Origin of the sequence: Streptomyces sp. Root1304 (genome assembly GCF_001426405.1) — a bacterium.
Lineage (GTDB): Bacteria > Actinomycetota > Actinomycetes > Streptomycetales > Streptomycetaceae > Streptomyces.
In genome coordinates this window covers 16,617-37,396 of record NZ_LMEP01000025.1, presented here as the reverse complement: position 1 = coordinate 37,396, position 20,780 = coordinate 16,617, and the positions used below count along the sequence as shown (strand labels likewise).

The 20,780-nt window shown below is 74.2% G+C and carries 14 protein-coding genes; 6 read left to right on the top strand and 8 right to left on the bottom strand.

Going from position 1 to position 20,780, the window contains the following annotated elements; genetic code table 11:
- Positions 1–74 precede the first annotated feature (74 nt).
- Positions 75–3,968, top strand: coding sequence for a serine protease (locus ASD33_RS26800; protein ID WP_056565841.1), 3,894 nt, complete (start codon positions 75–77; stop codon positions 3,966–3,968).
- Positions 3,969–4,007: 39 nt separating this feature from the next.
- Entirely contained in the window at positions 4,008–4,976 is a 969-nt protein-coding gene (locus tag ASD33_RS26795; RefSeq protein ID WP_079045048.1) for a bifunctional riboflavin kinase/FAD synthetase, read from the top strand.
- Positions 4,977–5,047: 71 nt separating this feature from the next.
- On the opposite strand, the gene ASD33_RS26790 is transcribed toward ASD33_RS26795, so the two are convergent.
- From ASD33_RS26790 to eccE, 8 genes are all read right to left on the bottom strand, one after another.
- The gene (locus ASD33_RS26790; protein WP_242426914.1) at positions 5,048–6,076 is read right to left on the bottom strand and encodes an ABC transporter ATP-binding protein; all 1,029 of its coding nucleotides are present in this window, start codon (positions 6,074–6,076) and stop codon (positions 5,048–5,050) included.
- The gene (locus ASD33_RS26785) at positions 6,073–7,038 is read right to left on the bottom strand and encodes an ABC transporter ATP-binding protein (protein WP_056565835.1); all 966 of its coding nucleotides are present in this window, start codon (positions 7,036–7,038) and stop codon (positions 6,073–6,075) included. Before ASD33_RS26785 ends, ASD33_RS26790 begins: the two co-directional genes overlap by 4 nt.
- Positions 7,035–7,919, bottom strand: coding sequence for an ABC transporter permease (locus ASD33_RS26780; RefSeq protein ID WP_056565832.1), 885 nt, complete (start codon positions 7,917–7,919; stop codon positions 7,035–7,037). Before ASD33_RS26780 ends, ASD33_RS26785 begins: the two co-directional genes overlap by 4 nt.
- Complete coding sequence (locus ASD33_RS26775; RefSeq protein WP_056565829.1) at positions 7,916–8,977, bottom strand: ABC transporter permease; 1,062 nt, start codon at positions 8,975–8,977, stop codon at positions 7,916–7,918. The genes ASD33_RS26780 and ASD33_RS26775 overlap by 4 nt, the downstream gene beginning before the upstream one ends.
- Before the next feature lie 3 nt (positions 8,978–8,980).
- Positions 8,981–10,825, bottom strand: coding sequence for an ABC transporter substrate-binding protein (locus ASD33_RS26770; protein WP_056567092.1), 1,845 nt, complete (start codon positions 10,823–10,825; stop codon positions 8,981–8,983).
- Positions 10,826–11,016: 191 nt separating this feature from the next.
- Entirely contained in the window at positions 11,017–14,493 is a 3,477-nt protein-coding gene (locus ASD33_RS26765; RefSeq protein WP_056565827.1) for an SCO5717 family growth-regulating ATPase, read from the bottom strand.
- Between the two features lie 216 nt (positions 14,494–14,709).
- Positions 14,710–15,561 carry a hypothetical protein gene (locus ASD33_RS26760; protein ID WP_242426915.1) on the bottom strand — a complete coding sequence of 284 codons (852 nt, stop codon included), beginning with the start codon at positions 15,559–15,561 and terminating at the stop codon, positions 14,710–14,712.
- A complete protein-coding gene (gene eccE / locus ASD33_RS26755) occupies positions 15,561–16,865 on the bottom strand; it encodes a type VII secretion protein EccE (protein ID WP_056565824.1) in 1,305 nt (434 codons plus the stop codon). The genes ASD33_RS26760 and eccE overlap by 1 nt, the downstream gene beginning before the upstream one ends.
- Positions 16,866–17,054: 189 nt before the next feature.
- On the opposite strand from eccE, the gene eccB reads away from it, so the two are divergent.
- From eccB to ASD33_RS26735, 4 genes are all read left to right on the top strand, one after another.
- Positions 17,055–18,605, top strand: a complete 1,551-nt coding sequence (gene eccB, locus ASD33_RS26750) for a type VII secretion protein EccB (protein ID WP_056565821.1) — start codon at positions 17,055–17,057, stop codon at positions 18,603–18,605.
- Between the two features lie 162 nt (positions 18,606–18,767).
- Positions 18,768–19,889 (top strand): type VII secretion-associated serine protease mycosin, encoded by a 1,122-nt coding sequence (mycP, locus tag ASD33_RS26745; RefSeq protein ID WP_107103679.1) that lies wholly within the window; start codon positions 18,768–18,770, stop codon positions 19,887–19,889.
- A 190-nt stretch (positions 19,890–20,079) separates the two neighbouring features.
- On the top strand, positions 20,080–20,418 hold the full coding sequence (locus tag ASD33_RS26740) for a WXG100 family type VII secretion target (protein ID WP_056565814.1): 339 nt from the start codon (positions 20,080–20,082) through the stop codon (positions 20,416–20,418).
- Positions 20,419–20,471: 53 nt separating this feature from the next.
- Positions 20,472–20,762, top strand: coding sequence for a WXG100 family type VII secretion target (locus ASD33_RS26735; protein WP_056565811.1), 291 nt, complete (start codon positions 20,472–20,474; stop codon positions 20,760–20,762).
- Positions 20,763–20,780 lie beyond the last annotated feature (18 nt).

Sequence of the window (20,780 nt, the reverse complement as noted above, 5' to 3'; positions counted from 1 at the left end):
AACGGGGGAGTGCCGGGGGGCGCGTTCGCCTCCGTGGCGCTTCGCGTGATCACCGGGCGCCTACCGTCTCCCCCATGGGACGCGGGGACCTGGCGACGCTGGTACGGATCTGCGATCTGGCGGGCCGGCCGCGCGGCACCGGATTCCTCGCCGACCACCACGGAACGGTCGTCACCAGTCACGAAGCCGTCGACGGGCTCAGCCGTGTCCTGGTGCGGGCCCCCGGCGACCGCAGCTGGCTCGCCGAGGCGGAGGCCGTCACCCCGCTGCCCGAGAGCGGGCTCGCCCTCGTACGCACCGAAGGGCTCGACGTACGGCCGCTGCCGGTCGCCACCCGGGACGAGACCGAACCCGGCACGTACGTACGGATCGCCGCCCACGGCTGGCGCGAGGCGCGGGTGCTCGGCCCCGCCGCCGTCACGTACACCGCCGCCGACCGCTTCCACCCCCTCGCCGACGCCCTCGAACTCGCCATCGGCACCGAGGGCGCGGAAGCCCTCCGGGCCGGTGGACAGGCGGCCGGCGGGCCCGTCCTCGACACCGCCACCGGCACCGTCCTCGCCGTCCTCGGCACCGCCCTGCACGGCGAACGGCCGGCCGCCGGATACGCGGTCCCGCTCCGCCCCCGAGGCCCCCTCACCGCCCTCCTCCGGCGCAACGCGGCCACCGTCCCCGCCTACGGACCCGACCTCAACCTCGCCGGGATCCTGGAACTCACCGCCACCTCCACCGGGCCCGTGGCGGAGCCCGACCCCTGGCCCGAACCCGTCGAACGCCCCGAGTGTGTACGCGAGTTCGCCCGCTTCACCGCCGGCGACGCGCCGGTCCTCGCCCTCGTCGGCGCCCCCGGCACCGGACGCACCACCGCCCTCGCCGCGCTCTGCGCCCGCCGCGCCCGGGGCGTCGCGCCCGCCCCCACCGTCCGGCTCCGCGGCGCCGACCTGCGCGCCGAGGACCGGTCCCTGGCCGACGCCGTCGGACGCGCCCTGCACCAGGCCGGGCGCATCGTCGCCGCCTCGGGGGCGGCCGGCGACACCGGCACCGCCACCCCGGAGCGGGCCGCCGCCCTCGCCCGCGACGCGGGCCGCCCGCTCCTCGTCGTCCTCGACGGCCCCGAGGAGATGCCCCCGCTCCTCGCCCACCGGCTCGCAGACTGGACCACGGCCACGGAGGACTGGCTCCGCGCCCACCGGGTCCACCTGGTCACCGCCTGCCGCCCCGAGCACTGGGAGCAGGCCGGGGCGCTCTACACGCCGGAGGCGCTGCACCGGACGGTCGCCGGGCCCGGCCCCGGGCTGCCCGCCGCGCTCGTCCTCGGGCCGTACACCGAGACGGAGGCGCGGGCGGTGCGCCAGGGCTACGGCCTCGCCGACACGGACCTCGCCGAGGCCGACGCACGCCACCCGCTCGCCCTGCGGCTGCTCGCCGAGGTGCGCGCCGCGCTGCCCGGCGTCGTGCCGGGGCGGCCCGGACGCGAGGAGATCTTCACCGCCCACCTGGACCTGCTGTGTCTGCGGATCGCCGTCCGGATCGCGGCGGGAACCCGGCCGCTGCCCCGGGGAACCGCCGTCCGCCGCCTCGCCGCGCGCGTCACGGGCCAGGTCCACGAGGCGGCGCGCCGCTGCCTGGGCCCCGGGCACGGCGTCCTCGACCGGACCTCGTTCGAGGAGCTCTTCCCCTGGAGGGAGGGCTGGGCCCCGGCCGTCCTGACGGAAGGCCTCCTCACCCCGGCGGGCACGGGCTACCGCTTCGCCCACGAGGAACTGGGCGACTGGCTGCAGGCGGCGCACCTGGACGTGGACGGGGCGCTGAGGGCCCTGCTGGGCCCGACGGGGACGGGGACGGGGAGGCACGGCGGGGCACCGGCCGAGGACCACACGGGGGAGGGCCGCCCTCCGGGCAGGGGGCCAGGACGCCACGCGAGACGCACGGGAGGGGCGGCGGGGGCCGCCGCCGGTGTGCCACGGCCCCGGGGTGACTCCGGCGGCTCTCCGCCCGTTCCGCGTCATCGGATCGGGCCCGTGCTCCAGGCGCTCCTGCTGCTTCATCGCGAGCACGGGCCCGACGCCCTCGTCCCCCGGCTGCGCCTCCTGGCCGGCGCCCTCTCCGGGTTCGCCGAGGGCGACCGCGGCGGCCCTGGCGACGGGCCCTGGTGGGCCGCACGGCTGTTCGGCGAGAGTGTGCGCCGGCTGCCGGACCTCCGGCCGTACCTGCCGGTCCTGCGGCTCCTCGCCGACCTGATCGGCGCACGGGCGGAGTGGCACCCCGTGTTCGCCGCGTTCGGCCCGGACTTCTGGCTGGGACTCCCGCTGGGCGAGGACGAACGGATCGACCTCCTCCGCCGCCTCGTCCCCTCCGACCCGCCACCGGCCGCAGGCCCGTTGTCCGGCGGCGAGCGGCCGCCCGCCGCAGTCGCCGGGACCACCCCGGGCCCCGTCGCCGGGACCACGCCCGGCCAGTGGCCGACCGACGCCGGCACCACCGCCGATGCGTGGCCCGACGGCGCAGGGGAGAGTGCCCCGGGTCCCGGCCACGTGCGGCCGGGAGGTGCCGAGGCCGGCTCCGGAGACGGTGCCCCGGGGTTCGGCCGCGCGTGGCCCGCGGGTGCCGAGGTCGCATCCGGGGACGACGGTGTCCCGGCTCCCGCCGACCACGCCCCGCCGGCGGCCGGTGCCGGTTCCGGAGCCCGCCACCAGCCCTGTGCGGCCCCCGCCGCCCGCGTGCTCGACACCGTCGCCGCTCTGCTCGTCGCCGATCCCCGTGGCGTCCAGCCCCTCCTCTGCCGGTGGTTCGGTGACGAGCGGGTCCTTCCCCTCGGTCCGTACGCCACCGTCGCCACCGCCGCCGAGGCCCTGCTGCACGCCCATCGGGCGCTCGCCGTCGACGATCTCTGCGAGGCGCTCGTCTCCACCGCCCACCCCCTCGCCGAAGGCCTCCTCGTCGCGCTCGCCGAGGACGAGCCCTCCGCCGTCTGCCGGGCCGTCGACCGCTGGGCCCACGACGACGGGCGCCCCGAGCGGCGCGCCGCCGCCGCCGCGCACGGGCACCACGTCGCCGGTCACGCCACCCGCCCCGCCGACCGCGAACTCCTCCGCTACGCCGCCCTCGCCCTCCTCGCGCGCCCCGCCGACCGGACCCTCCACGGCGCCGCCCTCGGCCTCCTCGTCCGCGACCCGCACAGCCGCGCCCGGCACCTGCCCCGCGCCCTCGCCGAGCCACGGGTGCCCGCGCGGGCCCTCGTCGACGCCCTGGCGACCGACCCCGGGCCGGTGCTCGCCGCCTTCCGGGCGAGGCTGTACGGCGCCGGCGAGGCCCCCGCCGCCGCCCTGCGGGCCCTCGCCGAGGTCGACACGCCCGCCCTCACCCGCCGGATCGCCGCCCTCGTCCGCGACTACACCGCCCGTCACCCCGAGGGCGCCAGGCACGTGGCCGCGTTCGTCGACCGCCGCTTCGAGGACGGACCCGCGGCCAGGGCCGTGCTCTTCCCGCTGGTCGTGGGCCTGCTCCGGGGCCGCCCCGCCGCCGTCCGCCGCGCCCTCGCCCCCGTCCTCGCCGCCCCCGGCACCGGCGCCTCCCGCCATATGAGGGCCGAGTTGCTCGACGTACTCCTGGAGCACGAGCGGTACGAGGCCGCCACCGGCGAGCACTCCGTCCTCGACGCCCTCCTGACGGCCGCCGCCGAGGGCGCGGAGCGGCGCAGCGAGCCCCGTACCCGCGAGCTGACCCACCGGACCGGCGCCCTGTGGAGCCGTACGCCCGAAGGGGCGGGACGCCTCGACCGGGCGCTCGCGGGGCTCGTCGGCACGCATCCCGCCTTCGCCGCGCTGCTCGCCGCCTGGACGGTCGCGGCCCCCGGCGAGTGGGCGCCACTGCTCGGCCCGGACACCGTCCGGGCCCTGCCGGACCACAGCACTTCCATGCCGATGCGAACCGACGGCCGCGGGCATGGCAGTCTTAGACCTGCGTAAAGGCGAACAGGGCGAACAGGCGGACGAGGAGCGGTCACAGTGCAGCGCTGGCGTGGCTTGGAGGACATCCCCCAGGACTGGGGGCGCAGCGTCGTCACCATCGGCTCCTACGACGGGGTGCACCGCGGACACCAGCTGATCATCGGGCGGGCGGTGGACCGCGCGCGCGAGCTCGGCGTGCCCTCGGTCGTCGTCACCTTCGACCCGCACCCCTCCGAGGTCGTACGGCCCGGCAGCCACCCGCCGCTGCTCGCCCCGCACCACCGGCGAGCCGAGCTGATGGCCGGTCTCGGGGTGGACGCGGTGCTCGTGCTGCCGTTCACGGCCGAGTTCTCGCAGCTGTCCCCGGCCGACTTCATCGTCAAGGTGCTCGTCGACAAGCTGCACGCGAAGGCCGTCATCGAGGGCCCCAACTTCCGCTTCGGCCACCGGGCCGCGGGGAACGTCGCCTTCCTGTCCGAGCTGGGCGCCACCTACGACTACGAGGTCGAGGTCGTCGACCTGTACGTCAGCGGCGCGGCCGGCGGCGGCCAGCCCTTCTCCTCCACCCTCACCCGCCGGCTCGTCGCCGAGGGCGACATCGCCGGCGCCGCCGAGATCCTCGGCCGCCCGCACCGCGTCGAGGGCATCGTGGTCCGCGGCGCGCAGCGCGGCCGGGAGCTGGGCTTCCCGACGGCCAACGTCGAGACGCTGCCGCACACCGCGATCCCGGCGGACGGCGTGTACGCCGGGTGGCTGACGGCCGCGGGGGAGCGGATGCCGGCGGCCATCTCGGTCGGCACGAACCCGCAGTTCGACGGCACCGAGCGGACCGTCGAGGCGTACGCGATCGACCGCGAGGGCCTCGACCTGTACGGGCTCCACGTCGCCGTGGACTTCCTGGAGTACGTCCGCGGGATGCTGAAGTTCGACACCCTGGACGATCTGCTCCAGGCGATGGCCGCCGACGTGAAGCGGTGCCGCGAGCTGACGGACGCGTACGACCGGGAGAACCCCTCCGCCGGCTGAGCCCGCGCCCCGTACGCCGATCTGAACGCCCGGGCCCGGGGGATCGCCCCCGGGCCCGGGCGCTTCCCCCCTCAGACCGTCGCCCCCCGCGTCGCCCAGTGGCACGCCACCGCCCGTCCGCCGCCCGTGGTCAGGATCGGCAGGTTCTCGTTGCGGCAGAGGTGCTCCACCTCGGCCGCCTCCCCCGAGGCCAGGACCTGACAGCGGGCGTGGAAGCGGCAGCCGGACGGGACGCGGGAGGGATCCGGCGGTTCGCCGGTCAGGACCACCGGATCGCCCTCCGACTCCGGGAGCACCGACAACAGCGCCTGTGTGTAGGGGTGTCGCGGGTTCGTCAGGACGGACTCCACCGTGCCGGTCTCCACCACCCGGCCCAGGTACATCACCGCCACCCGGTCCGCGATGTTCCACGCGAGACCCAGGTCGTGGGTCACCACCAGCGCGGAGAGCCCGAGTTCGTCCCGCAGGCGCAGCAGCAGCGCCAGGATCTCGCCGCGCACCGACGCGTCGAGGGAGGCCACCGGCTCGTCGGCCACGATGAGTTCGGGCTCCAGGACGAGGGCTCCGGCGATGACGACCCGCTGCCGCTGCCCGCCGGACAGTTCGTGCGGGTAGCGCAGGAAGAAGCGTTCCGGTGGCCGCAGCCCGGCCCGTGCCAGGGCCCCGGCGACCGCCTCCCGCTCGTCGCCCGCGTAGCCGTGGATCCGCAGCCCCTCCGCCACCGCGTCGTACACGGTGTGCCGGGGGTTCAGCGAACCGCTCGGGTCCTGGAGGACCAGCTGCGCCCGCTTCCGGTAGGCCTTGAGCGCCCCGGAGGAGTACCCGAGCGGCTTCCCGTCGAAGGCGACCGTGCCCGAGGTCGGCCGGACCAGGCCGAGGAGCGAGCGGGCCAGCGTCGTCTTGCCGCAGCCGGACTCCCCGACGAGGGCCACGATCTCGCCCGCGCCGATGTCCAGGTCGACCCCGTCGACCGCGCGTGCCGGGGCCGCGCCGCGCCGCCCGGGGAACGTGACGTGCAGCCCCCGCGCCGACAGCAGCGGGCCCCCGGCCGTGCCCGTACCTCCCGCCGTCTCCGTGCCCCCGGCCGTCTCCGTGCTCATGACGTGCTCCCCACATGGACGCAGGCGGCCCGGTGCGCCGTGCCCGCCTCCCGCAGTTCCTGGTCGTGCTCCGCGCACGCGTCCACCGCCACCGGGCAGCGCGGACGGAAGGTGCAGCCGCCGGGCAGGTCGGCCGGGTCCGGCGGGTCGCCCGGCAGTCCGCGCGGCGCCCGCCGGGACGCGAGGTCACCGACGCGCGGGAACGCCGAGGACAGCGCCCGCCCGTACGGGTGCTCGGCCGCCTCGTACACCGCCCGCGCCGGCCCCTCCTCGACGACCCGGCCCGCGTACATCACGGCGAGCCGGTCGCAGGTGTCGGCGAGGACGGCCAGGTCGTGGCTGATCATCAGGAGGCTGATGGACTGTTCCGCGACGAGCCGCTCGATCAGCCGCAGGATCTGCGCCTGGATCATCACGTCGAGCGCGGTCGTCGGCTCGTCCGCGACGATCAGCCGGGGATCGCAGGCGAGGGCCATCGCGATCATCACGCGCTGCCGCTGGCCGCCGGACAGCTCGTGCGGGTAGGCAGCCGCGCGGCCGGCCGGCAGCCCGACGTGTTCCAGTAGCTCACCCGCCCGCTTCCGGGCGGCCGCCGGGGTCGCCCGGCCGTGGACGAGCATCGGTTCGGCGATCTGGTCCCCGATGCGGTGCACCGCGTTGAGCGAGTGCATCGCGCCCTGGAAGACGATCGACGCGCCCGCCCAGCGCACGGCCCGCAGCCGCCCCCACTTCATGGCGAGGACGTCGTCGCCGTCGAGCCGGATCTCGCCCTCGACCCGCGCCGACGGGGGAAGCAGCCGCAGCAGCGCGAGCGCCAGCGTGGACTTGCCGCAGCCGGACTCGCCGGCCACCCCCAGCTTGCTGCCCGCCTCCAGGGTCAGGTCGACCCCGCGCACGGCGGGCACGGCGTTCGCGCCCGTCCCGTACGTCACACGGAGGTCCCGTACGTCGAGGAGGCTCATCGCCCCACCCCCAGCTTCGGGTTGAGCACGGACTCGACCGCCCGGCCGCACAGGGTGAACGCCAGCGCGACCAGGGCGATGGCGATGCCGGGCGGGGCCAGGTACCACCAGTGCCCGGAGGAGACCGCGCCCGCCTCGCGCGCGTCCTGGAGCATCCCGCCCCAGGAGACCACCGTGGGGTCGCCGAGCCCGAGGAAGGCGAGGGTCGCCTCGGTGAGGATGGCGGTGGAGATGCCGAGCGTGGTCTGCGCGAGCACCAGCGGCATCACGTTGGGCAGGACGTGCCTGCTCATGACGTGTCCGTGGCCGCCGCCGAGCGCCGTCGCCCGCTCGATGTACGGGCGGGACTCGACGGCGATCGTCTGGGCCCGCACCAGGCGGGCGGTGGTCGGCCAGGAGGTCACCCCGATGGCCAGGACCACCGTCCACATCGACCGGGACATGACGGTGGCGAGCACGATCGCGAGGACGAGGGTCGGCATCACCAGGAACCAGTCGGTGATCCGCATGACGACCGTCGAGAACCAGCCGCCGTAGTGCCCGGCGATGATCCCCACCAGCGTCCCGATGGCCACCGAGAGGACCGCCGCGAGCAGCCCGACGAGCAGCGAGATCCGCGCGCCCCAGATCAGCAGACCGAGCAGCGAGCGCCCGAACTGGTCGGTGCCGAGAGGGAATTCGGCGCTCGGCGGCTCCATGGCCGTACCGGGCGCCTCCGTCACCGACTGCACGTCGGCGCCGACGAGCAGCGGCGCGGCGAGCGCGAGCAGCGCGATCAGGGCGAGCCCGGCCAGGCCGTAGAGCCCGGCGCGGTGGCCGCGGTAGCCGCGCCAGAAGCGGGCGACGGTGCCCCGTCGGCGTTCCCATGTGAGAGAGGTCATCGGCCCACCCGGGGGTCGAGCAGCGGATAGAGCAGGTCGGCGACCAGGTTCATCAGGATCATCGCTCCGGCGAAGACGACGAACAGGCCCTGGACGAGCGGCAGGTCGGGCACGCTCAGCGCCTGGTAGAACAGCCCGCCGAGCCCCGGCCAGGAGAAGACCGTCTCCACCAGGATCGATCCGGCGGCCACATGCCCGAGATTGATGAAGATCATGGTGACCGTCGGCAGGAGCGCGTTCGGCACGGCGTGCCGGCGGCGCACGTCGTCGTCGCGCAGCCCCTTCGCCCGCGCCGTCGTCAGATAGTCGCCGCCCATCTCGTCGAGCAGCGAGGAGCGCATCACGAGCAGGGTCTGCGCGTAGCCGACCGCCACGAGCGTCACGACCGGCAGGACGAGGTGGTGGGCGACGTCGAGGACGTACGCGAAACCGGTCTCGCCGGTGCCGGACTCCATGCCGCCGGTGGGGAAGAGCCCGGGGATCGGGCCGATGCCCACCGAGAACACGATGATGAGCAGCAGGCCCAGCCAGAACGAGGGCACCGACCACAGGGTCAGCGCGATCCCGGTGTTCAGCTTGTCGCCGAGGCCGCCGTGCCGCCAGGCCGAGCGGGTGCCGAGCCACAGCCCGAGCGCCGAGTAGATGACCACGGCGACGCCGGTGAGGAGCAGTGTCGCCGGCAGCTTCTCCGCGATCAGGTCCCCGACGGGGGCGCGGAACTGGAACGAGGTGCCGAGGTCACCGCTCAGCGCCTTGGCGCAGTAGTCGGTGAACTGCTGCCACAGCGGCAGGTCGAGCCCGAACTGCCTTCGTAGCGTCGCGAGTTGTTCGGCTGAGGTGGGCACGCCGTGCGTCATCGCCTTCACCGGGTCACCGGGGATGATCCGGAACAGGAAGAAGCTGGTGACGAGAACGGCGAAGAGCGAGACGAGCGCGCCGCCCAGCTTCCCCGCCGCGTGACGGAGATAGCCGAGGGAGGAACCGGTGCGGGATGCGCCGTCCGTGGCGCGGGCCTTCTCGGCCCGCGCCACGTCGGCGGGGGTGCTTGCCGTCGTCACGTACTACTCGCGGTCGTCGGCGGTGGAGCGGCGGCGCATGCCCAGGAAGACGCCGAGTCCGACCACGACCACCACGGCCGAGCCGATCCCGATGATCACACCGGTGGACGAGCCGCCGTCGCCGGAGTCCCCGGACGCGGAGGCCGCGGGCACGGCCGACCACCAGCTCCAGTAGCCGTCCTGGCCCCACAGGTTCCCGGCGGCCTCGGGCATGGTCGTGATGGACTTGATCTGGTCCGTGCGGTACGCCTCAAGGGCGTTCGGATAGGCCATGACGTTCATGTACCCCGTGTCGTACAGCCGGGACTGCATCCGCTTGACCAGATCCGCCCGCTTGGCGGCGTCGTACTCCACCGCCTGCTGCGCGTAGAGCCCGTCGAACTGCGGGTCGCAGATGAAGTTGTCGGTGGCCCCGGAGTCCTTCGGCGTCGCCGGCAGGGTGCCGCAGGTGTGGATCGACAGGACGTAGTCCGGGTCGGGGTTGACCGACCAGCCGTCGAAGGCGAGGTCGTAGTCACCCTTGACCCACGGGTCGGAGACGCTGTCCAGGCACTCCACCTTCAGCCCGATGCCCAGCTTCCCCCACCACTCCTGGAGGTACTTGCCGACCGCCTTGTCGTTGGGGTCGGTGGCGTGGCACAGGATGCGGAAGTCCAGCGGCCTGCCGTCCTTGCCGACCCGCTTGCCCGCGGCGTTCTTCCGGTACCCGGCCGCGTCGAGGACCTGCTCCGCGGCGGCGGGGTCGTACGCCCGCTTCTGCGCGGTCTCCGGCTTCCAGAAGTACGAGCCGAAGCGCGGCGGGATGTAGCCCTCGCCCTCGACGGCGTGGCCCTGGAAGACCTTGTCGACGAGGGTGGCGCGGTCGATCGCGAGGAAGAGCGCCTTGCGCACCTCCGGGTCGAGCAGCGCCTTGTGCCCGTTGCCGAAGGCCTTGCCGTCCTGGGCCTTCGCGCCCGGGTTCGTGGCGAGGGCGTAGAAGCGGCGGCCCGGGGCGTCGTTGACCTTGATGTCCTGCTGGGTCTTCAGGGCGGCGGCCTGGGCCGGCGTCAGGTTCGGTACGAAGGACACCTCGCCCTTCTGGAGGGCGGCGACGGCGGCGTCCCCGTCCTTGTAGTACTTGAAGACCAGCTCGTCGAACTTCGGCGCGCCCCGCCAGAACTTCTTGTTCGGCTTGAGCTTGATGTACTGGTCGACCTTGAAGTCCGTGATGACGAACGGGCCGTTGCCCACGATGGGGAACTGCTTGTCGTTGTTGAACTTCGAGAAGTCGCCGACCTTCTCCCAGACGTGCTTCGGCACGATCGGCACGTCGAGCGCCGTCATCGTCGCCTGCGGCTTCTTCAGCCGGATCACGAGCGTCTGCGGGTCGGGGGCGGTGACCTGAGCGAAGTTGGCCGTGAAGCTGCCGTTGGCGGTGGCCGCGTTCGGGTCGGTCATCATCTTGTTGAAGGTCCAGGCCGCGTCCTCGGCGGTGGCCTGCTGCCCGTCGGACCACATCGAGTCCTTGCGGATCGTGTACGTCCACGTCAGCTTGTCCGGCGAGGAGGTCCACGCGGTCGCCAGGCCCGGGACCGGGTGGGCGTCCTTCGGGTCGTAGTTGGTGAGGTACTCGTACGCCAGCCGGTGGATGCTGGTCGAGGTGAGCTTCTGCGCCAGGAACGGGCTGAGCGAGTCGATGCTCTGCGAGACGGCGACGGTGAGCGTCGTCCCCCCGGAGGACTTGTCGTCCTCCGCGGCGGCGGTTCCGGGGACGGCCACGAGCGAGACGGCGGTGACACCGCAGGCGAGCAGCAGACGGAGGGCTCGGTGGGCGGCGGGGGCGGGACGGGGTGGAGCCTTCGTGACCATGACCATGGGACGTGACCTCGCGTCGGGGTTCTGTCGTGGATCTTGGGCTGACGTTGGGTGAAGCGAAGGTTTATCAGCGGTGGTCTGCCGTCGTCAACGATCCCTCAAACCCCTTGTGGACTGCGGGAATGCCAAGAGGCCCCGTACCGGGTGACCGGTACGGGGCCTCATTGGTCTAATCCTGTGACGCCTTACTGCTGAGGGGCTGGCGGAGCCTGTCCGGGCCCCTGCGGGGGCCAGTTGTGGGGCGTGACCTGCTCGTCGTTCCCCTGGCCGTGATCCCGCGGATCGGCCTGCGGCGGCAGTGGCTGCCCCGGCCCCGGCTGCTGCGGGCCCAGGGGTGCGCCGGGCTGCCCGGGAGGCGCGCCGAACGGCTGTCCGGGCGCGGGCTGTCCGCCGTACGGCTGACCCGGGACGGGCTGCTGACCGGGCATCGGCTGACCGTGCACGGGCTGCTGGCCGGGCATCGGCTGCCCCGGCATCTGCTGCCCGGGGAGCGGCTGGGCGCCGTAGGGCTGTCCGGGCGCGGGCTGGGCACCGTAGGGCCCGCCCTGCGCCGGCGGCTGACCGTACGGCTGCTGCGGCGGGTACGGCTGACCGGGGGCCTGCTGCCCGGGCACGGGCTGTCCGGGCTGGCCCGGGAAGGGCTGGCCGGGCGCCGGCTGGGCCCCGTACGGCTGACCCGGTGCGGGCTGCCCGGGGGCGAACTGACCCGGCACCGGCTGTCCGGGGGCGAACTGCCCCGGCAGGGGCTGCTGACCGGGCATCGGCTGTCCCGGCATCGGCTGCTGACCGGGCATGGGCTGACCCGGCATGGGCTGGCCCGGCGTCTGGTGGCCCGGCATCGGCGGGGCCATGTGCGGAGGCAGCGCCCCCTGGCCGTCGCCGGTCCACAGGCCCTGCGCCTGCTGCGCCCGGACGAAGTCCTCGGCGACCATCGCCGAGAGGTGGAAGTACGCCTCCCGGGTCTTCGGCCGCATCATGTCGAGGTCCACCTCGGCACCGGCCGACAGGTGCTCGTCGAAGGGCACGACCACGACGCCGCGGCAGCGGGTCTGGAAGTGCTGCACGATGTCCTCGACCTTGATCATCTTGCCGGTCTCACGGACACCCGAGATGACCGTGATCGAGCGCTGCACCAGGTCGGCGTAGCCGTGCGCGGAGAGCCAGTCCAGGGTCGTCGAGGCGCTGGACGCGCCGTCCACGGACGGCGTCGAGATGATGATCAGCTGATCGGCGAGGTCGAGCACCCCGCGCATCGCGCTGTAGAGCAGACCCGTGCCCGAGTCGGTGAGGATGATCGGGTACTGCTTGCCCAGGACGTCGATCGCCCGCCGGTAGTCCTCGTCGTTGAAGGTCGTCGAGACGGCCGGGTCCACGTCGTTGGCGAGGATCTCCAGACCGGACGGCGCCTGCGAGGTGAACCGGCGGATGTCCATGTACGAGTGCAGGTACGGGATCGCCTGCACCAGGTCGCGGATGGTCGCCCCGGTCTCGCGCCGCACCCGGCGGCCGAGCGTGCCGGCGTCCGGGTTGGCGTCGATCGCCAGGATCTTGTCCTGCCGCTCGGTCGCCAGCGTCGCACCGAGCGCGGTCGTCGTCGTGGTCTTGCCGACACCGCCCTTGAGCGAGATGACCGCGATCCGGTAGCAGGAGAGGACCGGCGTACGGATCAGGTCCAGCTTGCGCTGCCGCTCCGCCTCCTCCTTCTTCCCGCCCAGCTTGAAGCGCGCGGCGCCGCCGGGCGTCCGGCTCGACTTGGGCTTCTGCTTGTTGTTCCGGAGCAGCCGGTCGGAGGAGAGCTCGACGGCCGCGTTGTACCCGAGCGGGGCGCCCGGCACGGAACGCTCCCGCTGGTCGTGCGTCACGGGCGAGGGCCAGGCGGCCCCGGTCCGCGGGTCCACCGGCGGCTGACCGTCGTGCGGCGGCTGGGGGGCCGCGGCCTGCGGCGGTACGGCGGCGGGGTGCGGGTAGCCGTACCCGCCCTGCGCCTGCGGCGGCACGCCACCGGGGGCGCCGGGCTGCGGGGGGTAGCCGTAACCGGCCTGTTGCGGAGGGGTCCCGGGATGCGGGAAGCCGTAGCCGCCCTGCTGCGGCGCGGGGGCCGGGGGCTGCGGAGTCTGCGGCGCCTGCGGGTAGCCGTAGGCGCCGGGCGGCTGGGGCTGGGCCTGCGGGGGCTGCTCGGACTCCGGCACGGGCTGCGGCTGCGGGTAGCCGTACGCGCCGGGTGCCTGCGGCTGGGCCTGCGGCGGTACGGGGCCGGGCGCGCCGGGCGTCGCGGGGGCGGGCCAGGCGGCGGTGGGCGGCAACGGCGCGGCCGGGGGCACCGGCTGGGCGCCGGGCGCGGGCTGCGCGGGCCACTGCTGGGCGGGCCCGGGGGCGGCCGGCTGGAAGGACGGCGGCAGCGGCGGAAGCCCGGCACCGGCGCCGGTCTGCGGGTCGGCCGGGGAGAACGGGGGCTGCGGGGCGCCGGGATACGGCCCGGGGGCCTGCGGCTGGGCGCCGTCGGCCGGCGGGTACGGCGCGGGCGCGGCAGGCGGCGCGGCCGGTGCGGTGTCGGCCACGGGCGTGGTGTCCTGGGCCGTCTGGTCGCCGGGGGCCTCCGCGGGGAGGGAGTCGGCGACCGGCGCCGAGTCGGTGCCGGAGTCCGTGACCGCGTCGGCGGACTCGGCCTCGGCGTCCGCATTGGCATCCGTGTCGGCGGTGGCCTCGGGCGAGACCTCGCCGTCGGCCTCGGGGGCGTCCGCAGCGGCGGCGGTCCCGGTGCCGGACCCGGTCGTGTCGGTGGCGTCGCTCGGCTCGGCGGAGGCGACGACATCGGCGGGCTCGGCGGGCTCGGGCACGTCGGAGCCGGACGCGGGGGCGTTCTCGGCGGCGGCCGGGTCGCCGTCCTGGCCCCGGTCCTGGTTCCCGGCCGGACCGGCATCAGCGTCGGAGGTTCCGACGGGGGCGGTGCCGGGCGCCGCCGCACCGGTGGCCGAGGCCTCGGCCGTACGGTCCGCGATCTCGCGCTGGAGGGCGGCGGGGGAGAAGCGCATGGTCGCGCCGCTCTCGACGTCCCCGCCACCGAACGAGGCCGCAGGCGCCGGCGCGCTCGGCAGCGGGGCGGCCGGCGGGAAGTCACCCGACGACGAGGGGTCGTGAGCGGCGACCGGTGCCGGGACGACCGGAGCCGGAGTGACAGGGGGAGTGGCGACCTGAGGGGCGGCGACCGGAGCCGGAGTGGCCGGCGGAGTGACGGCCGGAGGCGCCGCGAAGGGCCCCCCGGTGGCCGGAGGCATCCCCACGGGCTGTCCGCCCACCGCGGGCACCCCCGCCGGCGGCGTCCCGACAGGCTGCCCGCCCACGTGCTCCGCACCCGGCATCGGGGCCGAGGGCGACACGGGCGGCTGACCCGCCGACGGCGCGGGCGGCACCGCCGGTCCCTGGTTCCAGCTCGGCTCGAAGCCGCTGCCCGCCGGAAGGCCCGGCACCGGGACGGGTGCTCCGTGCGGCGGCGGAGGCGTCGCGCCGCCCGCCCCCGTACCGCCCGAAGCGTTCTGCGTGTACCAGGCGGGCGGGGTGTAGTCGATCGTGAACTCACCCGTCATCTCGGCGGAATCCGCGTCGGACTGATCGTCGGCGGGCGGATTCCAACCCCCGTGGATCTCGTCGCGATCGCCGTTCACTTTGCCTCCTGGTGTGGTCGAGCACCCTTGTGCCGTGGTGGGCGGGGCCCTTCCACCCTAATCGGCGCGGGCAACCCCGGGGCAGGCCCGACCGCCCCTCCGCGCACGTCCCCGTGACCCGGCCGGGCCACCAAGTGACCTGCCCGCGCCGCAGAGTGAGAACCCCGACCGTTCAAATCGATATAAAAGCGGACGTACTTGAACGACTTCAGGCCGTCAGTCCATGCGCCGGGCGCCGCCCAACAATCCGGTCTCGGCATCCGTCGCCTGCGTCATCACGAACTGGCGGTCGCTCGGGGTGCACCAGAGGGTCACGCCGTCCGCGAGCGTCGACAGGGCCTCGTACTCGTGGCGCGGCAGGCTCATGATCCGGCCGATCTGGGCGGCCTCGTCGGGCGACACCCGCTGCACGCCGACCAGGGAGGACTTCTCCAGGAGCCGGGGCGCCACCGGGCTCAGATAGGGGAGCAGCGTCACCACCGACTGCCAGGGCGCGGACACGACCCGGCCGCGCGGCGGCCGCATGCCGCAGTCGCGGACCACGACCACCGGACTGCCGGCGGACGCGCCCTGCGGCGGCACCCGCCCCACGTCGTGCAGCGAGATGCACGGCTGCCCGCCGCCCGCGGCCTGCGCGAGCGCGGTCCACGCCTGCGCGCGGCCGGTCTCGACCGCGATCCGGGCGCCCGTCGCGGCCGCCCGCAGCGCCATCACCTGCGCGGTCCACAGACCGCCGATGAGGGTGACGTCGTACGGGACGGGCCGGTTGATGCCGAGCACGGCCGGCCGGTTCTCGGCGTCGACGCCGATGACCATGCCGTCGTCGCCGACCGGCAGCGCCATCGCGTCGAGCTGTTCGAGGGGGACGGAGTGCCGGTCGCGGCGCGGCCCGACGAGCCCGAATCCGAACCGGGGCCGGGTCACCCGCCCCGTACGCCGGGAATCCGCCGCGCGGGACGCGGCCCTGCCGGAGCCCCCCGGGGCCGCGGGGACGCCGGAGACACCGGAGAAGCCGGTGCCGGCGGGAGCGGCAGCGCGGTCCGGCGTACCGAAGGAAGGTGCGGACATCAGCGCGCACCCCCCAGCGGAAGCGTGGCGAGCATGCCCGGCACCTGTTCGCGGTCGAGCCGCACGAGCCCCGTCCTCACCCCGCGCGCCGCGCGCTCCAGTTCGTGCCGTGCGCCCACGAGTTCCTCGTCGCTGCGCCCGGTGATCCGCACGTGTCCGGCCACCGTCACCTCCTGCCGGTCCCCGCCGCTCAGCGTGAGGCTGAACGTCGTCGCGAGCGCGGGCAGCGAGGTCAGGAGCGCGACCAGCTGGGGCATCGAGGCCCCGGCGCCGCCGCTCCGGCCGCCCAGCTGCGGCCAGCGCCCCACCCAGTACGTCGTGTGCCGCCGGTCGTCCACCCGCCAGGTCCGCGCGGTCTCCTGGGTCCTGCGCCCCTGCGCCTGCCCCCGGCCGGCCTGCGCGATGGCCATCGGGCTGGCGCAGGTCGAGGTGGCGAGCGCCGAGGTGAGTTCCTGCTCGGTCAGCACGCTCGCCGTGAACCCGGCGCCCGCGAGCCGGCTCGCCAGCTGGTCCGCCGCCCGCACCACGCACTTCTGGGCGCCGGTCATGCCGCCGCCGCGCGCGGCCACCGCCTCCGGGCACAGTTCGGGATCGAGCTTGAGCGCGATCCAGGTGATCCGGACCGCGGGGGATCCCGTCTGTGCCTGGAGCGGGCCGTAGTTGCGCGCGGCCATCGACTGCGCGGGCAGGTGCGGTGCGGGCGCCGGCTGGGTGTGCTGCACGATCTGCGCCGACTCCAGCCGGATGCCGTCCACGCTCAGGACGTCCCGGACCAGCGCGACGGGCAGCGGCTTCGCCGCGCGGTCCGGGCGCAGGGCCGTGCCGTCCGACTCGACGCGCAGGACGGCGGTCAGGAAGGTGCCGTCGCCGACCATGCCGACCGGCCGCCGGTCACGGTCGCTGTACGCGTAGGTCCGCAGCGCGGGGTCGCACTCGACGACCGGTGCGAAACCCGGCTCGGTGCCCTCCGGCACGGTGAAGGAGGAGGCCCGGCGGCCACGGGCCCGCAGCGCGAGGAAGGTGCCCAGCCACTCGGGCAGGGACCGCCGGTGGCGGCGTACGACGGCCAGCAGCAGGAGCACGACGGCGACCACGCCCGCCGGCACCATCAGCACCGGTTCGACGACCCAGGCGACGACCAGCAGAGCGGCCGCGACCTCGATCAGTACGAGCTGTTGCAATTGGAACGAACCGAAGTGTCCCGGCCGGGCCTGGAGCCTCGGTGAGACCGAAGCGGCGGGCCCCGAGGACGGGGGTGCGGTGGCGGTGGCCGCGGCGGGCCGCGTCCGCGTCGCGGAAGCCATGATGGAGAATCCCCCTCAATTCATCCCGATCACCCTGGCCCGCCAGGGCTTTGGCGGCCGGATCACCCTACCCGCCCCACGAACCCCACGGGACAGCAGGCATAGTAGGGGGCCGGTCCGACGGCCGGAGCCCGGGTGTCACCTCCCCGGCTCCCGCGCGAAGATCGCGCCTGACGAGAATGGGGACTCATGGCATCGCGACGGGACGAGCTCAACGCGTACACCTTTGCGAAGAAGCGCACGGTGGCGGCATTCCTCCAACCCTCGCCCTCGGGCACGGAGGAGGGGGCGCCGAAGCCGCTGCGCGCGCTCGTCCCCGGTCTGATCGTCGCCGCGCTGGTCGTCGCCGGCTTCGGCGCCTGGGGCATGTTCAGCCCCCAGGCCCCCAAGGGCTGGGACACCCCCGGCACCCGGGTCATCGTCGGGAAGCAGTCGACCACCCGTTACGTGGTCCTGCAGACCGGCAAGGGCGAGGACGCGAAGACCCTGCTCCACCCGGTCCTCAACCTCGCCTCCGCGCGACTCCTGCTCAACCCGGACCAGTTCCAGGTCGTCCAGGTCGCCGACAAGACGCTCGACGAGGGCAAGCCGCCGCGCGGCCCGATCCTCGGCATCCCGTACGCCCCCGACCGGCTGCCCACCGCCGAGGACGCGGGCAAGGCCAAGCGCTGGGCCGTCTGCGAGCAGCCCGGCGGCGGCGCGGGCGCCAGCGTCCAGAAGGCGACCTTCCTCTTCGCCGAGCGGGACCTGAAGCGCACCGAGAACAAGAACAGCCTCGCGGACGGCGAGATCCTCTACGTCAAGGGACAGAAGGGCGCCGCCCAGTTCCTCGTGGACAACACCGGCACCAAGTACCCGGTGAAGGCCGACTCCAAGGGCCTGATCACCGCGCTCGTCGGTCCCCACCGGGAGCCGCAGGCCGTCACCGACGACTGGCTCGCCACCCTGCGGACCGGCGACCCGGTGGACTTCCCGCACATCGAGGGCCGGGTCGGCGACCCCGCCGGCATCCCCGGCAACGGCCTGCGGTCGACGGACAACCGGATCGGCATGGTGCTGCGCACCCAGACCGGTGCCGGACCCCAGGACTACGTGGTCCTCAAGGGGAAGGTCCAGCCGGTCACCCCCTTCACCGCCTGGCTGATCATCAGCTCCCCGCAGACCGGTGTCCTCGACATGGACGGCCAGTTCACCTCCGTCGACGCCTCCTCCTTCGAGCCCGACCCCACCCCCTTCCACGCCGGCGTCCGATGGCCGCGGCTGAGGGCCAAGCAGGTCAACACCGGTACCGGCGACACCGCGCGCGACACCGTCTGCAGCGTGCTCACCGGCGTCAGCGACAAGGGCGTGCCGACGGTCACGACCTGGGCCGGCACGGAGTACCCCGCCGACATCACCGCGGGCGGCACCAGCACGTACGTCACCCCGGGCACCGGCCTGCTCTACACCCAGTTCCAGGGCGCCGGCCGGAAGGAGCCCCAGGGCTCGCTGTTCCTCGTCACCGACACCGGCCTGCGGTACGCCGTCCAGGCCAACGGGGACAGCGACTCCGACCGTTCCGAGATCGGCGCGGGGGACAAGGAGAAACCGACCGACGGACGCCCGGAACCCAGCGACGCCCAGAAGCGTCTCGGCTACGAGAAGACCCAGCCGGTCCTCGTCCCGATCGAATGGTCGGAGTTCCTGTCGAAGGGGCCGAGGCTCGACACCAACAGCGCGCGTCAGCCGCAGGGTTCCTAGGGGGTGGCACCGGTGACGACGACGTACCGCACGACGGCGTACCGCGCGGCCGCCCTGTTCGCCGCCGGCACGCTCACCGCCCTCCTCGCGGCCCCGGCCGCCGCCGCGGAGCCCGTACCGGGACCGTGGCGGCTCGACGGCAGCGGCGAGTGCACCTTCCCGATGAAGAAGCAGATCGAGGGCACCCCCTGGCCGCTCCAGCGGGTCCTCCTCGACGAGCTGTGGCAGGACACCAAGGGCAAGGGCGTCCGCGTCGCCGTCATCGACACGGGCGTCGACGACGTCAACCCGCAGCTGAGCGGAGCCGTCGACGCCAAGGCGGGCAAGGACTTCCTCAAGCCCGACAAGAAGAACCCGGGCTTCGGCGACGAGCTGCGCGGCAAGACCGACGGCACCGTCGACGACGTCGGCCACGGCACCAAGGTCGCCGGGATCATCGCCGCCCGCCCCGGCGACGGCACCGGCTTCGTCGGCCTCGCTCCCGAGGCGCGGATCATCCCGATCCGGCAGAACGACGAGAAGAACAGCGGCAAGTCCGACACCATGGCGCTGGCGATCGACTGGGCGGTCAAGCAGAAGGCCCACGTCATCAACATCTCGCAGGACACCACCCAGCCGCTCGACGCGGACTCGCCCATGGGCCTGGCCATCGCCCGCGCGATCAGGGCGAACGTCGTGGTCGTCGCCTCCGCCGGGAACGACGGCATGGACGGCGCCTCCAGGAAGACCTACCCGGCCGCCTTCCCCGGCGTGCTCGCCGTCGCCTCCTCCGACCGGAACAACGAACGCGCCGCGTTCTCCCAGTCCGGCACCTTCGTCGGCGTCGCCGCACCCGGCGTCGACATCGTCTCCACCGTCCCCGGCGGCGGCCAGTGCGTCGACAACGGCACCAGCTTCTCCGCCCCGTACGTCGCCGGCGTCGCCGCCCTGCTCCGGGCCAAGCACCCCGACTGGACGGTCGCCCAGATCGTCGCCCGGATCGAGCAGACCGCCGTCCGCTCGATCAACGGCCGCGACAAGCACGTCGGCTGGGGCGTCGTCGACCCGGTGCGGGCGCTCGCCGACACCCCTCCCGGGCCGGCGCCGTCCGAGCCCACCGCCGACCCGGGCCCGCCCAGGCCGCCGGCCCCCGAGCCGGCCGCGCTGGCCCTGACGGAGACTCCCCAGGAGCGCTCCGAACGCCTCGCCACCTACACGTTGGGGATCGGCGTCGTCCTGGTGGCCGTGGTCGCCGGAACGGCCGTCGTGATCCGCGACAGTCGCAGGGGAAGGAGGGCTCGTTGACCCGCGTATCGGTCAAGTATCCGGACCCTCCTTTGCAGTTGGAACTGCCGCCGCCAATGGCTAAAGTGACCGCTGGGCGCACGGCAGTGCGAACCCAGCACGGGGGCGGCATCAGAAGATTCCCGTCCGCATCACGACCGGATGGCCCGACGGCCCGGCCGTCGACGCCACCGAAGGAAGAAGGGGCAAGATGTCGAAAGACCTGAACGTAACCAGTGCCGAACAAGTCAAGCTCGCCGGCCGGATCCAGGACTTCCACGACGAGCTCCAGGCCCGCATCACCTCCCTCAACGGCGTGGTGGACCGCATCCAGGCGGGCTGGCAGGGCGCTGCGAGCAAGGAGTACGACCGGGTCCAGAACGACCTGAACCAGCGTATGCGCAGCATGCGCGTCGAGCTCGTGAAGCTCGAGGAGATCATGCGCATGAGCGCGGACGGGTTCACGCAGGAGGAGGACGACCGTATTCGCTCCTTCCGCACCATGGACGACACCGCCGCCGGCCAGAGCGCCATCCTCGGCATGGCCTGAGCGGTCCTGCCCGACCAGTCCTCCGCGCCACTCTCACTTCAGGAGTCATCACCATGACCACTGCGGTCAATTACGACACCGTGACGCAGGCGGCGGCCGACGTCCGCCTCACCTCCAGCACCCTCACCCAGAAGCTGGAAGACCTCATGGCCGAGGTCAACCGGGTCGCCTCCAACTGGGAAGGCGAGGCGAAGATCGCGTACCGCGAGAGCCAGGACCGCCTGACCCGCGACATGGGCGGCATGAACACGGACCTGCGGCGCATCGCCCAGCTCCTCGACGAGTCGGTCGTCGGCTACCAGGACACCGACAAGGGCAACGCCGCCCGGTTCCGCATGATGTGAGCACCCACGCACACGCGT

What these genes read in the sequence shown, in the direction of transcription:
- ASD33_RS26735 (WP_056565811.1), top strand. Translation starts at nt 20,472, where the DNA reads ATGACCACTGCGGTCAATTACGACACCGTGACGCAGGCGGCGGCCGAC.
- ASD33_RS26740 (WP_056565814.1), top strand. Translation starts at nt 20,080, where the DNA reads ATGTCGAAAGACCTGAACGTAACCAGTGCCGAACAAGTCAAGCTCGCC.
- ASD33_RS26760 (WP_242426915.1), bottom strand. Translation starts at nt 15,561, where the DNA reads ATGTCCGCACCTTCCTTCGGTACGCCGGACCGCGCTGCCGCTCCCGCC.
- mycP (WP_107103679.1), top strand. Translation starts at nt 18,768, where the DNA reads ATGAAGAAGCAGATCGAGGGCACCCCCTGGCCGCTCCAGCGGGTCCTC.
- ASD33_RS26800 (WP_056565841.1), top strand. Translation starts at nt 75, where the DNA reads ATGGGACGCGGGGACCTGGCGACGCTGGTACGGATCTGCGATCTGGCG.
- ASD33_RS26770 (WP_056567092.1), bottom strand. Translation starts at nt 10,825, where the DNA reads ATGGTCACGAAGGCTCCACCCCGTCCCGCCCCCGCCGCCCACCGAGCC.
- ASD33_RS26780 (WP_056565832.1), bottom strand. Translation starts at nt 7,919, where the DNA reads ATGACCTCTCTCACATGGGAACGCCGACGGGGCACCGTCGCCCGCTTC.
- eccB (WP_056565821.1), top strand. Translation starts at nt 17,055, where the DNA reads ATGGCATCGCGACGGGACGAGCTCAACGCGTACACCTTTGCGAAGAAG.
- ASD33_RS26790 (WP_242426914.1), bottom strand. Translation starts at nt 6,076, where the DNA reads ATGAGCACGGAGACGGCCGGGGGCACGGAGACGGCGGGAGGTACGGGC.
- eccE (WP_056565824.1), bottom strand. Translation starts at nt 16,865, where the DNA reads ATGGCTTCCGCGACGCGGACGCGGCCCGCCGCGGCCACCGCCACCGCA.
- ASD33_RS26785 (WP_056565835.1), bottom strand. Translation starts at nt 7,038, where the DNA reads ATGAGCCTCCTCGACGTACGGGACCTCCGTGTGACGTACGGGACGGGC.